Annotated in this window: 12 protein-coding genes; 7 read left to right on the top strand and 5 right to left on the bottom strand. The window is 31.8% G+C overall.

All coding sequences use genetic code 11. From position 1 onward, the window contains the following. Positions 1–5: 5 nt before the first annotated feature. From M3175_RS20610 to M3175_RS20595, 4 genes are all read right to left on the bottom strand, one after another. The gene (locus M3175_RS20610) at positions 6–419 is read right to left on the bottom strand and encodes a hypothetical protein (protein ID WP_251523155.1); all 414 of its coding nucleotides are present in this window, start codon (positions 417–419) and stop codon (positions 6–8) included. 53 nt (positions 420–472) lie between these two features. Further along, positions 473–1630, bottom strand: a complete 1158-nt coding sequence (locus M3175_RS20605) for a ParM/StbA family protein (protein ID WP_251523153.1) — start codon at positions 1628–1630, stop codon at positions 473–475. A 408-nt stretch (positions 1631–2038) separates the two neighbouring features. Continuing rightward, positions 2039–2386 carry a hypothetical protein gene (locus M3175_RS20600; protein WP_251523151.1) on the bottom strand — a complete coding sequence of 116 codons (348 nt, stop codon included), beginning with the start codon at positions 2384–2386 and terminating at the stop codon, positions 2039–2041. Continuing rightward, positions 2376–3233, bottom strand: a complete 858-nt coding sequence (locus M3175_RS20595) for an AAA family ATPase (RefSeq protein ID WP_251523149.1) — start codon at positions 3231–3233, stop codon at positions 2376–2378. The genes M3175_RS20600 and M3175_RS20595 overlap by 11 nt, the downstream gene beginning before the upstream one ends. Positions 3234–4010: 777 nt before the next feature. On the opposite strand from M3175_RS20595, the gene M3175_RS20590 reads away from it, so the two are divergent. The 4 genes from M3175_RS20590 (at position 4011) to M3175_RS20575 (ending at position 8929) form a co-directional block, all read left to right on the top strand. Beyond that, entirely contained in the window at positions 4011–5201 is a 1191-nt protein-coding gene (locus tag M3175_RS20590; protein ID WP_251523147.1) for a hypothetical protein, read from the top strand. Between the two features lie 793 nt (positions 5202–5994). After that, complete coding sequence (locus M3175_RS20585; RefSeq protein WP_251523145.1) at positions 5995–6972, top strand: alpha/beta hydrolase; 978 nt, start codon at positions 5995–5997, stop codon at positions 6970–6972. Between the two features lie 6 nt (positions 6973–6978). Continuing rightward, entirely contained in the window at positions 6979–8352 is a 1374-nt protein-coding gene (locus M3175_RS20580) for an ATP-binding protein (RefSeq protein WP_251523143.1), read from the top strand. Further along, the gene (locus M3175_RS20575; RefSeq protein ID WP_251523141.1) at positions 8345–8929 is read left to right on the top strand and encodes a response regulator; all 585 of its coding nucleotides are present in this window, start codon (positions 8345–8347) and stop codon (positions 8927–8929) included. The genes M3175_RS20580 and M3175_RS20575 overlap by 8 nt, the downstream gene beginning before the upstream one ends. 81 nt (positions 8930–9010) lie before the next feature. Here the strand turns inward: M3175_RS20575 and M3175_RS20570 are convergent, their stop codons facing one another. Beyond that, on the bottom strand, positions 9011–9439 hold the full coding sequence (locus tag M3175_RS20570) for a helix-turn-helix domain-containing protein (protein WP_251523139.1): 429 nt from the start codon (positions 9437–9439) through the stop codon (positions 9011–9013). Between the two features lie 150 nt (positions 9440–9589). On the opposite strand from M3175_RS20570, the gene M3175_RS20565 reads away from it, so the two are divergent. From M3175_RS20565 to M3175_RS20555, 3 genes are all read left to right on the top strand, one after another. Further along, positions 9590–9790, top strand: a complete 201-nt coding sequence (locus tag M3175_RS20565; protein WP_503328622.1) for a helix-turn-helix domain-containing protein — start codon at positions 9590–9592, stop codon at positions 9788–9790. A gap of 829 nt (positions 9791–10619) precedes the next feature. Beyond that, complete coding sequence (locus tag M3175_RS20560; RefSeq protein WP_251523137.1) at positions 10620–11642, top strand: V-type ATP synthase subunit I domain-containing protein; 1023 nt, start codon at positions 10620–10622, stop codon at positions 11640–11642. An 87-nt stretch (positions 11643–11729) separates the two neighbouring features. After that, positions 11730–14750: a thioester domain-containing protein gene (locus tag M3175_RS20555; protein ID WP_251523135.1), complete on the top strand. Its 3021-nt coding sequence runs from the start codon at positions 11730–11732 to the stop codon at positions 14748–14750. The last annotated feature ends 30 nt before the right edge of the window (positions 14751–14780 follow it).

The raw sequence follows: 14780 nt of genomic DNA, 5'->3' as shown, positions 1-14780 counted from the left end.
TAATTTTAAAAAGAGTTTAAATCAGCAATGATATTATTATCATCTTCAGGATCTTCTTGTGGTTCTACTTCACTTACTTTCTTTACTTGTTTCTTTATCTCTATCTTTTCTTTCTCAACTTCATTGTCCATTTTTAAATTATTAGCCTCAACCATTTTTATATTAGTTTGAGGAACATCATTGTTGTTAAAATAAAGAATTTCTGTGTGCAGCCTTTTTGCTATCTCGTGATCCGTAACATCTTCATATCCAAAACGATCAATACAATGTTCTATTAAAGAAAGAAAACTATTCTGTGGATTAGTTTGTGCATTCAACCATTTTGTAAATTTAATTTTCTTTTCATCTGTTCGTGATTCAATATTTATTAAAAATTTCCCTTTGATTTTCTGTTCTTCATTACCAATCTTTTTAGACATGATATGTTCACTCTCCTAAAATTATAAGAAGAGGTCACTAAGACCTCTCAAGTTTATTTCTTGTTAGAATACATCATTTTCGCCAAATAGAATGTCCCTCTTGAGTTCATCGTAGTCGCATACTTAGCAGGAATCCATACCACTTTAAAATGATTATTCTTAGCAAAATCCATTAACTCTTCTTGCAATTCATTCTTAAAAGTGATGCTACCTCCACCATGAACAAAAACATAATCAACATCTGAAGAAGCAAGCTCCTGGAATGACGTTTGAATTTCTTCTAAAATGGCTTGCGCTTGTCCCAATGTAGCTTCACCCATTAAGTTTCTTGCAAGCTGCCCTTTTTCATTATCTCTCTTTAGCCACTCTTGTAACTGTTGACGAGTAAATTTGTCACTAATATTTATTTGTTCACGTAAAAGTCTTATAGCAAGATCGGAAGCATGTCCAACACCTAATCGTTTTCCTTTACTTAATCCTTGTACCGGACTTGCTCCTTCTATAACAACAAATTCTGATGTACCGTCTCCAATATCTGAGTGAAGACTTCTTGTCGATTTGAAGTCTGAAGGCTTTTTATTCTCGCTGTAGATTTCATTATAATCTTCAAGAATGTCTTCATCACTATTTAAAAATGCTAACATAGAAGTTTTTCCTTCTTCAGTTACCTTACAATCTGTAACTTTTATTGAAGTTAACACTTGATGGTCTCCAATATACAAAGTCACAATATGTTTATTTTTAAAGCGATCCTCAAGAGTTTTTGCATTTTGACGACTAAATTCAGATGAAGGAATTGCAGTAGCCATCTTTAGGTCTATCGATAAACTTTCAGGAAGTTCACCTTCAGTTTCGTAATGCTTCTTTACTGAAGTTGCTGCAACTAACGACAATGAAGTAATGATAGGTAAATCGTGCGTTGATTTTCCACCTAGGTTAATCAACATATTCGTTTTAATACCGTCATGTTGCATTGCTTTTTTTCCTATGTAGTAATCTCCATTTCTCTTTATTGAAGGCGATGAAATATTCACAATTAGATTATCTATTAAATTATTCATTACATGTTCCAGTGGGAGATCATTTGACTCAGGAGTTCTCGGAAGATATGAAATAACTGAAGGTTGTCTTACAAGTTGCAACTGTTTTTCTGATTCAAAAGCTAATTCTGTTTTTGCATTTCCAATATCAATTCCTACGCACAATTTCATTCCGTTCACCTCATAAATTATTTTTTCTTAACCTTGTATTAATCATAACCTATAATTATTAAAAAGTAAACATTTTTATATAATATTTATATAAAAATAATATAGAAATGATATAAAATGACTAAAACACCATCAGCAATGCATATTATTATATATAAATTATATAAAAAATATATCATAAATATATAGTTTTATTTTAAATTTTATTTAAGGAATATTGTTTTATTAAAAATATATATAAAATTTATATTTTTTTATTATAGAAAATATATAAATATATAACATTGAAGAAAAAAGGGGCAGGTTCTAAGAGGTATTTTTTATCAAAAAAATAAGCCAAAACAACTCATACGCTTTGGCTCGATGGAATTTCAAGAATGTTTATAAAGTTAATTACATATTACGTTTTTATTCAGAGATTAATTTACTTAACGTCTTAAATGCCCGTTTCTGATCATTATCTAAAGCACGTTCGACATAAACATCAACCATACTATCAATTAGTTCATAAGCAAATTTATGATTAGAAAATTTAAGTAATATATCAATTTGTTTTTTAGTGTTTAATGAAACTTTTATATTACTCTGCTGGTTTATGTTTGCTTTTTTGGTGGTATTGCCATTTGCTTTAGTTTCTTCTTTTGGTTTTTCGGTAATCACATTTTCCATTTTAGGATCTGGAAGATTCGGAATAACTCTTTCCTGTCTTATTAATCCAGGTACTCTTTTTTTCTCACTCTTGATATTATTCTCCATCTAAATCACCATTCCCTTCAAAATAATTAATTCTGCTTATTAATTCATCAGCAACATTAGAATAGAATGCTACCACTTTTTTATCGTGTTGATCGACTTCGATTATACCTGTGTTGTCAAAACGTTTTAATCTGGCCATGTTCGGAACCTTTATTTTAAACATGTTTTCTTCACCAAACACTTCAGCTGCGCTTTCTAGAACAAATTGGTCTACAGATGCGTTCCCATCTATTAAAACAGGCAATACTCCACAAATTTCAAACTCCCCACCATACTCCAAGGCCAGAGTCTGTAAATCTTTTAAATACATTTGTGCACCATCCAGTGACAATTCTTGTGTCTGAAGAACAATTAATACATAATCCGAACACATCACTGCACTATCTGTTATATACGATTTGGTAGGAGGTACATCAATAAAAATATAATCATATTTTTCTTTTAATGGCTGTAGAAGTTTTGAAAAATATGTAATTTTCTCCTTAGTAATATGATGATAATCCCGGTCATCTTCTTCCACAATGCCATATCGAATGTCTAAAAATGTAGTATAGTTCGCAAAATCAATATACGAGGGCAACAACCAAAGGTTTTCAACAATCGGAACCTCTAAACCCTCTAAATTCCCTTCACGTACAGCTGTCATTAATGTTTTATCAAAGCTAAAAACCTCTTCACTATGCGCTTTTTTGGTCCTTACTAAAACAGTTGTAGAGTTTGCTTGTGGATCAAGATCTACAACCAGGACTCGGAAGCCCTTCTTAGCTAGTTCGTAAGCATTCATAACGTTATTTTTAGTTTTTCCGACTCCACCTTTGTAATTTCCAACACATATGGTAATGCCCATTCCGAATTCCTCCTAACCCTCTGAAAATTTTTTCTACTTGTATTATATATCTATTATCATAAAGATAAAAATGATAATAGATATATTTGATTCATTAATTATAAAGCACTTTGGTAGAGATGTGAATCTTTGCAAATTTAGTATAAACTTTTTAATAGAGAGAGTTTACTTAAAAGGCTATCCAAACCCTTGTCACATCTATGCTTATTCGGATTTCGATTTTAGATATATATGATAATAAATATATATGATAATAGATAAATATAACGAAAGATAAATATGATAATTTATCTTTTTATCTATAATCATAAAGATAAATTTGATAATAGATAAATATGATAATATTCGATAACGAATGTGATTTCTTCTGTTTACAAAAAAAAAAAGCTGTTGTAAAGTAGATTTACGACAACTTATTTATTAAAAATAACAAACGTATTATACATAGGTATAAATTGCTAGTTAAAAATTTTATTGCTATACTTGTCACAATAAATAAAAACGACAATAAAAAAAAGACCTCCAGCCATCTAAGTAGTGCTGCAAACACTCTTAGACGGTTCCCCCTAAACCACCTAGGGAAAACACTGACGGGAAGTCTCTTTTATTCTCTTCTTATATATATGTATTTTACATTAGTATAAGAAGGAAGTCAAAGAAAATTCCTGCCAAAAGTCTATTTTGTGCTGCCTTTTTTCAACACATAAAAGACGATGTTTTCCTTGATAATACAGGGATCATCGTCTTTTTTTGTTGAATCAAAAAGGAGTATATACAATGTCAATTTTAAATAAAACTAAAGATCCTCAAAACTACACAATCGATGGAGTCAAATTCTTTGAAGAGCACCTGAAAAATATACGTCGGGATTCTAAGGAAGACATTCATCCAATTACAACCTCTGAGATTTCTGTTTTCATGATCCTCCACTTATATGTAGATGAAATGGGCCAAATCCGTTCTTTTACGAAAGACCCTTCAATCAGTGATCGCAAACAACTTTGTATATCTAACCTTTCCTCTGAACATGATTTAAGTTATGAAACTGTCAAAAAAGCGTTTGATAAATTAATTGAAAAAAATTATATAGCTGAAGTATATACTTCTAAAGGACTCCACTATGAAATTGTTAATTATGCTTTATATAATCAACAAATTAATAATTCATTTAGCGATAAATCCTCAAGTTATTTCCGAATTCCTCATGCTTTATTCCAAGAAAGAGTGTTCGGCTTACTAATTAAACAACGTTATCACAAAGGACCTATTCTACTTCTTGAACTATGTCAATATTTCACTCGTCAGGTAGGAACCAATCGTAGAAAGGTATTGAATGTTGATGAAGTTAAAGATGTGAGAACTATGTCATATCTAAAAACGACTTTAAACACTACAGCAAAGAGAGTTAGAAACTTTTTATCTATTATTCAAAACATCTTTTTGTTTAAGCCAATTAATACCAAAGTTAAAAATCCTTCTGAAGATCGCCAAGTGAGAAAGAGAACATTCGTTCAAGTTTGCATTGAGAAATTTACTTTTGCCCTTAATGGAGCATGTTTTAAAAGTAACGATGATTTAGAAGAGAGAACATCATTTGCAAGAGCAAAAAAAGAAATGGAAGCTCGTATTAAGAATGCTAAAATCCCTGCTAAATGGCGCGAGATGCAGGATATTTACAAGTCGGTTAGTAGAATGGCCAAAATCTCTACTCATTTACGTGTAGTAAACCAGCACGACAAAATGATAAATTATACGGTTTCAAAGGTTGCAGATACCCTTGAACACCTACACAATAATGGTGAATTAAACTCTATTAAAAACTTAGGTGCATTCGTTAATAAGTGCTTCTCTAATTCCTTTGAAGAATTTAAAGGGTTTTTATCTGAGGGAGATCGCATCGAAATTATGACTGCATACCATAGAACAAATGGGGTATATCCTCCTTTCCTAGTTTCAAAAACTAGTTAAATAAACTGGTTTTTTTATAAAAAAATAAAATCTAATCCAATCAGCCTTTTCAAAAATTAAAAATGAAAGGGCTATTTGTCATTCCCTCGAAACTTCTTCAAATTTCTCTATTATCCTTTAATTTCAATAAATATCCTATTGTTACAAAATAACTAAAATTATCACCCTGGAATTACTAGAACACCGAATTTTAAGACTGTATTTCAAGTTATCTATAATAATAGAACTGTATTTATAGTTATGTGGAAATCTTGATAAAGGATTTAGATATATGTGGATAGTGAAGAAAGTATTTTTCAATATGTGGGTATGTGAAGACTGTATTTCAAAAATAATTTTGAACCCTAAAACCCTTGCTACATAAGGGATTCAGCATTCATATTATTTTCCTTATATATACTTGTATTTTTTTATTTATCTTGAATTTTTTATTATTAATTGTATGTTTTATAAATAATTGTTTTCTTACAGAAAAAGGTGTCTACCTAATAATTCCTATTTTAAATATAATTTTATGTTATCTAGGTCAATTTACGTTCTTGTAATTAAACTAAAATGACTTTTGACCGATATAAGTAAATATGCTATATATATAAAATTTGTAGTAGCAAAAATTAATAGCCTATCTACTTATTGATTGTATGCAATAAATTAAACGTAAATTTCAATATAGAAATAAGAACCTCCATTTTTATCTTTACGGTTTAATTTACTGAAGATAAGGATAGGAGGTTTATTTAATGTAAAATAATCTCATTAAAGGGATAAATAACTTTTTATAGGAGGAAGAAAATTGTTAATTTCAAAATTCATAGATCGTTACGCATTATATGATCTACACAAAAAGAAGAGCAAAATCTCACATTACTTAACTCCCCAAGATATAACTCAGGAAACTATAGATAGAGAAACCTTTTATAAATCTAATCCAGTGAACGTTACTATCGATTTATCTTCTACAGAAAAGGATTATAAAATAGGGTCATTTGCCTTCAATTCTTCACTTCCTTCCGGAATTACCAACAACGATATGGTAAAAGGTGATGTATTTTTAAATGAGGATGAGGAAAACAAACCAAATATTATCTTTGTTCATGGTTGGAGAATGGAGTCATTCGATAGAATTAAGAAGATATTTCATGACCGTATTATGAATGAGTTTGGTTGGAATATGTATTATTTTCCACTACCCTTTCATTTTCAAAGGCAGCCAGAAGATTCACTGTATAGTGGTGAATTAATGATAAGCGCAAATATTAACCGTACTGTCGATTCAACGAGACAAGGAATTGTTGACTTACGAACGTTGATAAATTGGTTGAAAATAAATAAAAAAGGTCCTATTTACTTAGTAGGTGTAAGTCTAGGGGGATGGATTACCAATTTAGCTGCTACTCTTGAAGAGGAAATAGATGGTATAGTATCGATCTTTTATGCAAATAAATTATCTCATTCAATTTGGAATACAATTCCTGGAAAATTTATAAAGAAGGACCTAGAACAAAATGGTGTGACTTATGAGGATTTAGAGAGATATTGGGACATTTTAGATCCTAGTCAAGCTAAACCAAAAGTTAATAAAAACAATATATTGTTAATCTCCGGTAGATTTGATCAATATATAGATTTAAATGATGCAAACCACTTATGGGAAGCGTGGGGGAAGCCTCCGAGACATATCTATAATTGTGGACATGCTGGAATTGTTCTTCAGAGAACTAAGATTGCTACCGATACACTTTCTTTTATCCATGAGAGAGTAAAGAGGTAAATCAATATGCTTATACTTGTGATATTACTTTGGTTAATGAGTGCTATTGTTCTTCTTACAAACTTAAATGACGAAAAAATGAGATGGGTCAGTTACATTGGTATTTGTGGCGGTTTTGGTGGGCTTGGCGCTGTTCTTGGTACAGGAATCAATCGGCCTGAATGGATTCTAGTTTTAGATGGAATATCTACATCTTTCGGTCACTATTGGACTGCTTATTGCATTGCATTTTTTGGCCTATTATATTCGGAATCGATTAAAACACGCAAACAAAAACGGGTCTGGAAAGCTGCATTAGCAATTCCTCCTATCGCCATGTATTTACCGATTTTCCCTTTTCATGTGTACCCTGAATTTCATACAATACATGCAATATTAGCAATATGGATAGTACCTTACGTATTAATGTGCTTCGGTTTAATGGTCTACTCTGCAATAAAAGAAACTAGAATATCCATAAAAAGACAGAAAATAATAACCTGTATTACGGTTATTCCGATGATCGCTTTTCCTTTAATCACCAACATAATCTTAGAAGGTTTTGGGGTAGTAGGAGCTTGGATATATAATCCTTTGATCATTATTGTCCAATTTGGCTTTTTTATATATTTTGGCACTAGATATGGGATTTTAGGTGTGCAAATTAAGTTTGAGAAGCAAAAACGTGACTCTACAATGAAAGCTGTCACCTCGGGAACGGCACTTTTAAACCACACAATAAAAAATGAAGTTGCAAAAATTGATTTATTAACTACCCAACTAAAGAATAAAGTAGATGGACCTGAATCAGAAAATATTGAATTAATATTGAAATCTACAAGTCATGTTCTAGAGCTATCAAATCGGATTCAAAATAAATTAGACATTATGAACTTGAAGGAAACTGATTTTTGGTTAAGTAATTTAATTGATACAAGTATTGATTTACTTCAACCCTTGATTTCTGAAGTCAAAATAAAAAAGAATTATGAAATGGATGTAAAAGTATATGGAGACTTTGTCCATCTTCAGGAAACCACTTTAAACATATTAAAAAATGCAATCGAAGCTATGGGGAGTAATCCAAGTATCACAATTAAAATCTATTTAACTCGTGGTAAAGTTTTTATAGATTTTAATGATAATGGGAAAGGTATTGAAAAAGATAAGATTTCTTCAATATTAGATCCTTTCTACTCAACTAAGAAAAGAGTAGGGAATTTTGGCCTTGGATTAACGTATTGCTATAACGTTATGACAAAACACCAAGGAGATATTACGGTTAAAAGTCAAATAAACCAGGGTACTACAATTACATTGATTCTACCCAAGAAGAGAGTTATCGAGATTCAGGAACCAAAACTTGAATTAACAGGGGCAGGGGAAATGATCTATGGATAATATTAGACTTCTAATTGTCGAAGACGATCAAGTTTGGATGAAGTGTATATCTGAATATATAGAACAGGAAGAAGATATTTTAGTAGTTAAAAAGGCATCTACAGAAGAGGATGCATTACAAATTAGCGAGTTAGATGTGGATGTAGTATTATTGGATCTTTCACTTTCTGAAGATGAAGAAGATCTTGGCGGGCTTAGAATAGCTAACCAATTATACGAACAAGGAATAAAGAAAATTATTATGTTAACATCGTGGGATGAACCGGAAATTATTCTTGAAGCATTTGACAATGGAGCTACTAACTATATTAATAAATCCTCTTATAGAGATATTCCAAAAGCAATTAGAGAAGCTTATTATGACAAGATTAGTATTCATTCTGATGTTTCTTCTGTGCTTTTAAAGGAACTCAAATTAGAAAGAAAAACAAGGGTATTAACTCCAACCGAACGAGAGGTCTTCAAATTAAAAGAAGAAGGATTGAATAAGGTACAAATAGCTGAAAAATTGTTTAAATCAGTTGAAACAATTAAAAAGCAATTGCAAATGATAAAGAAGAAAATGAATAACATTTAATCATTCTTTAAAAAAGGGGGGGTAAATTTTTAACCCTCCCTTTTTGGTATGGACTATTATATTGTATTTGTATTCCTTAAATTAATTATTCGAAATCGAATCAAAGAAAGAAATTAAAAATTCCCTTTCTTCGTCGGATAATTGATCTAAGGCTTTAATAAGAGAAGTTAAATTCTTTAATGTTGGAAGGATGTTTGTAAGAAAAGTTTGAATTAACTTTAATTCACTTTTTGACATTTGGTTAAAAACATTAAGTAGTTGCAATTTATCCGGATCGGTAATTTTAAATTCCGGGAAAATTTCACTCGGTAGTATGTCATAAAGTGTAATTCCTAATACTTCACAAATTTTTAACAGAGTTTCTATATTAGTTGCTGTAGCACCATTCTCAATTTTACTAATTGTACTTTGTGATGTTCCTGATAGCTCTGAAAGTGTGGTAGTAGACATATTAATTGCTTTTCGATACTTATTAACTTTTTCACCCAGTTCTTTGTAGAACTCATTCATTTATTTCACTCACCAATACAGGTAATTATTTTATTTAAATCATATCAGAAAAGTGAGGGTTTTTTAAAATTATTGAACGTTTATTCATAATAGAATAAAAATAAAATAGTTGACGAAATATTCATTTTCGAATAATATAAACATAAGGAGGTGAATACCATTAAGAGGATAAAGGAAAAGAGATTGGAAAAAGGATGGACTCAATTTGAACTAGCCGAAAAATCCGGTGTTCCCCAACCTACCATATCTCAAATTGAAAATGGGACTCGTAAACAACCTACGCATCAAAATATTATGAAAATAGCTAAGGCACTTGAAATTAAGGTAGAAGAACTAAGTGAACAAAAATAAAATCTCTTTTAATCTTTAAAACAAATAGATTAATAGAGTTTTTAAGCAAAATGGTGGTGATAAAATTGCGAAAGGTTAGATTACCAAAAATGCATAGATTTCAATTCTTAGACTTCAAAAACCAGGTTACAATACGTACATTCACCAAAGAGATTTACATACTTAAAACCGGGTTGATTGTACAGAATGTTGAAACCAAAAAGATTCGGAGACTAGAAGAGATATATTATGACATTAGAACTGTAAGGACCATTAACGGACAAATAGTGGCCAAAAGAAAGAATAGAAAAAGTGATTTATATATACAAAAGCAAGTTAAAGCAAGTTAAAGGAAATTGAAAAACCTATACGTTATGATGTGTGCAATTTATTTTTAAAACGGCACAAATGATCCTTGAAAATACAATATTGCGTGGTTCTCGATGAAAGATCACTATTCGAGTTAACTATACGAATTTCATGAGTTAGTGGGGGAACATGCTTAAATCCACTTGTGATCCAAGAGCGACGTCGGTTAATAACATATTATTGACCGTAAGGGTGTTGGTACATGCCAAAAACCAACAAAAAGGAAGAAAAGATTGTTTATTATCTATCGGTGAGACGATAAAAAGTTAATAAGCCCTTTTCCTCGTTTAAACTATAAATTTGTATATTAATCGCAAGCGATTGCGAATTTTTATAAAAAGTAATAGAGGCTGTTGAAAAAACGGCCTCTATAATAAATTGTTTACATGATAACGTATCGAGCAAAATTATCCTTTAACAAAAAATCCTTAACAAATTTTAGAAAATAACCGATTATAGATGTGAAGGGGTGTGTAAGTAGATGATGAAAAAGAAAATCATTGTTGGTGTTACGGCTTTTTCTTTACTAGCTGGTACAGGAACAGGTGTATATGCTTATAATCAAAAGGTTTTAGCGAAGGAAGCAACACAGTTAGAACACTTGAGAGTAGAAACGCTTGAAAATGCTGAATATGCAGTAGATTCACTATACAACAGCACTAGAACTAGATTAGCCGATGATATTGAAAATAAAATCAAATATGCTGAAGTTGCTGTAGGAAAGGTAGAAGAAGAAAAGGCACAATATCAACTTTCTAAAGAAATAAGCGAAGTAAAAGAAATTGCTGAAATTCAACAAGAAGTCTACAGCACCTTAGAAAATGAAGTATTAGTTGAAAGCATTACTGAGGAAAAACTTACAGAGATTAATCAAAAATTGATTATCATTAAAAGTATTAATGAATCGATTTACGATCACTTATCCGAATACTTATCTGAGGCTAACGCTCAATTGGCTTCAATTGATTCTGCTTTAAATAAAATTAAAGAAGCAGAAAACTCATTGAGTAGAGAAGCTTATAATTCAGCATTATCACTAGTTGATGAAGTGAAGAATGAAGTGAAAAAAGACGAACTAAAAAAACATCTTGAATCAGTCAATGAGAAAATAGTTGCTATAGAAGAAGAAAATCGTAAAAAAGAGGAAGCAAAATTAGCAGCAGAAAAGGCAGCTGCCGAACAAGTAGCCAAGCAACAACAAGAAGCACAATCTAATACAAGTAATTCCAATTCGGTAAATAATAAAGTGGTTTCGAACAGTTCGCAGGGGTCTTCGAAAGGTTCTAGTACCACTAGTAATTCAACAAGTAACTCTAGAAATAAATCTACTAGTCCTAATAGTTCCAATCCTAGTCCGAGTCAACCAAATAGTTCTAATAGTAATTCTACTGGTTCAACGGTAGGACAAGTAACCGGTGGTGGTGACTTAGAGGACCATATTGGTTCCGGAACAGGGATGGGAACTTGGGAAACTGGAACGTTTGAAATGAATTTTGGAAACTAACTTATGATAAGTCTACTAAATTAATTAGTAGGCTTTTTATTTTGTAAAAAAAATTAGGTGAGTGGTAACGTGAAAAGTGACCGAATTATGAAGCTGAATAAAAAAGTTTTATCTCTACTCGTTGTTCTAACTTTATTATTACAAGGAATACAACTACCGGTATCAGTAAATGCAGAGGGTACCGTTGTAACCAATGGAGATAATCCTACTTTAGAAGAAATTGTAGGAGATGAAGCAGAGAAAGAAATTGAAGCTCTAACAGTTAATGAGAAGGGTGAATTGATGTATGGTGATGTACCTCTATATGTAGGTCAAGGTGATGACTTAATACCTGCTAAACTGGACGAGCTGATGAAAAAAGGAGTAGAGGAAAAACTCACTCTAGGGTTTAAAATTAAGAGTTTTTTCTTTGGACAAAAGGTAATGGCAGCTAGTGGTCCTACTATAGAATACAAAGGGCAGGTAAGTTATGGGGGATCGATTGTAGGTGACTTCAGGGTAAATGGAGTACAGGCATTCTGTATAGAGCATCATAAAGCCACACCAGGAACAGGAACACCTTACACAGGTCCTAGCCCATACAATAATGAACAAATTGCAAGAACATTATATTATGGCTGGAATGGTCCAGGGAACATATTTGGTACTGATAGCGCGAGAGGAATTGTAGTAACTTCGTTAGTATTATCTAGAGTTTATACCGGAGTAAATGGTGGCGGAAATCGTATAGCTGGATATTCAGACTTATATAATCATGCGTTAAGTGGTTCAATGCCTTACCACCAACTTTATTTTACTAATTCAAATTTAGCAGTAAATGTAAGCAATGGTAAACAAGTATCGCAAACAACTACTTTCCAAGCTTACCAAGATAATTCAATTACAATCTCTTTACCAAGTAGTGTCACACTAGTTAATGAATCAACAGGTTCTAGTAAAACAGGAGGTACTACTACTATAAAGGGAGGACAAAGATTCCATTTGGAAGCTCCCTTGACATATGGAGGTTCTTTTGACACGGGCAATATATCAGGAACTATGCAAGCATGGCAGCCATTTGTTTCAATACCTAACTCAAGTGGTTACCAAACCTTGGGTTACGGTCAGTATTTTAGAGATCCGAATGCAACAGTTAGACTGACAGCACAGTTTACTCCAAGAACTGTTACTATGACCATCCAGCATATAGATAGAGACAATGGTTCAGTATTAAAAACAAGTGCTAAAACAGTTACCATCGGTACCATATACAACGAACAGTATGATTCAACAGTAAGAATCCCAAATGCTCCACAAACAGTATTAGATGATTCACAGTACAAGACGGGTACAGTACCAAGTTCTAATTTTACAGTCAACTTCTATTATCGTTCTAAGTGGGACTTAACAGTTAGGTATGTAAATAATTTAAACACTGCTCAAGAAATTCAAACAGCTTTAAAAGTAGGAAGCTATTATATTGGAGAAAGTTACTCTTATAATGCTCCTGCAGAAATAAGTTACAACGGTAATATCTATAAAATTGCAGAATCTACTAGTGTATCAGGGATTATGCCAAGAAATAACGTTACCGTAACTAAGAATTATGATCCTTATCAGTATGTAAATGTCGATCAGAAGAATATGTATCCTAACAATGATGTATTCAATCAATTAAGACAGTTATATAAGGTAGGGACAGTAAACACTTTTACAGCACCAAATGTTCACACTAGAAATGGTTTGTATTACGATTTGTTTGGTAATTCATCTACAAATATAACTACTGAATATAGCGAAATATTTTACACTTTCAATTACAAACTAAGAAGAACAGTAACAGTAAACTATCTTGACGAAAGAACAGGCCAAAAGATTATTGATAGTAAAACTTATACCTTACATGAAAAAGATAGTTATTCCGAAAGTCCTGTAACTATAACAAAGGATGGATATACGTACCGATATATCCGGACAGACGGAAATTCACAATCAGGGGTAGTCGGAACTGGAAATATCGTAATTAACTATTATTACGACAAGCCGATGATTAAAACAGGATTGAATAAAATCCAAATCTACACTGCTAAGAAAACAGAAGGGCTTCCTGTTCGGGTGTACTTATCAAAAGTAACAAACTATCCAAATTCTAATAATATTTCGGATTTCTCTAACTCGACAAAGAGTATTACGGTTGCATTATATGATGGAACAACAAAAATTTCTGAACAGAAATTTACTGCTGCAACATTGCCGGAGTATTTAACCTTTACTATTCCAGCAACCATGTTAACGGTAAACACCAACAAGCCATATACCATAAAGCTTGAGGGATATAACAAAAATGATTTTGATGTTATCCAAGGTCGGGAATCACTAACGACAGACGGTTATACTAGCAGCGAGAGAACTTTAGAAGTAAATGCAAAATCATCAACGCTTTTGGAGTATAAAGGAGTTGTTATGACCGAACGTGAAGTGGGTAAAAACATGATGCTTTATTATGAAACATTAAAATTATCCTTCAATAAATTAAATAGAAATTGGACCGGATATGGTTTCGAAAGCCCTATAGATTTGCAGTATACAAATGAAATTGGTGGTAGTTTAGATACTGCTTTTCAAATGGAAGTTCCAAGCAAATTAGTTGATACTTATGTAAGTTATCCAATTACAAACGGTATAGCAAAAGTTTCTATGGATAAAACAAGTTCAACTTCATCTACAGTTAGTGGAAAGTTTTCAGCTAATAACTTATTTGAATTGCCTCATGTAAATCTAGAAAAAGAAACAGGCTATTTATTTTCCGATCAACAAGTTCAAAACAAAGATAGTAGAATTACAAAAACCCTAAAAGATGGAAAGAGGAAATTTTATACTCCAATTTGGGGAGACTTAGGGACATATCCTATCACTTGGACCAGCACAAAAACAATTGGTGTAAATAGCGTAAATACAAAAATTAACGATGAATTGGTTATTGATGCTTATATGTATGGACATATTGATTCTCCTACCGGAAAACAAGATGCGATTTATTTAAGACCAATCAATTCAAACGATCCTTATTATCCTGAAAACTGGACTACTCAAGATGTGGCACGGTTTATGGAATGGAATAAAAATTAAAGGATAAGGCCTAGAGAAAACATTCTAGGT

Source organism: Robertmurraya korlensis (assembly GCF_023715225.1).
Taxonomy (GTDB): Bacteria; Bacillota; Bacilli; order Bacillales; family Cytobacillaceae; genus Robertmurraya_A.
The sequence above is the reverse complement of the archived record's forward strand: the minus strand, read 5'-3'. Positions and strand labels throughout refer to the sequence as shown.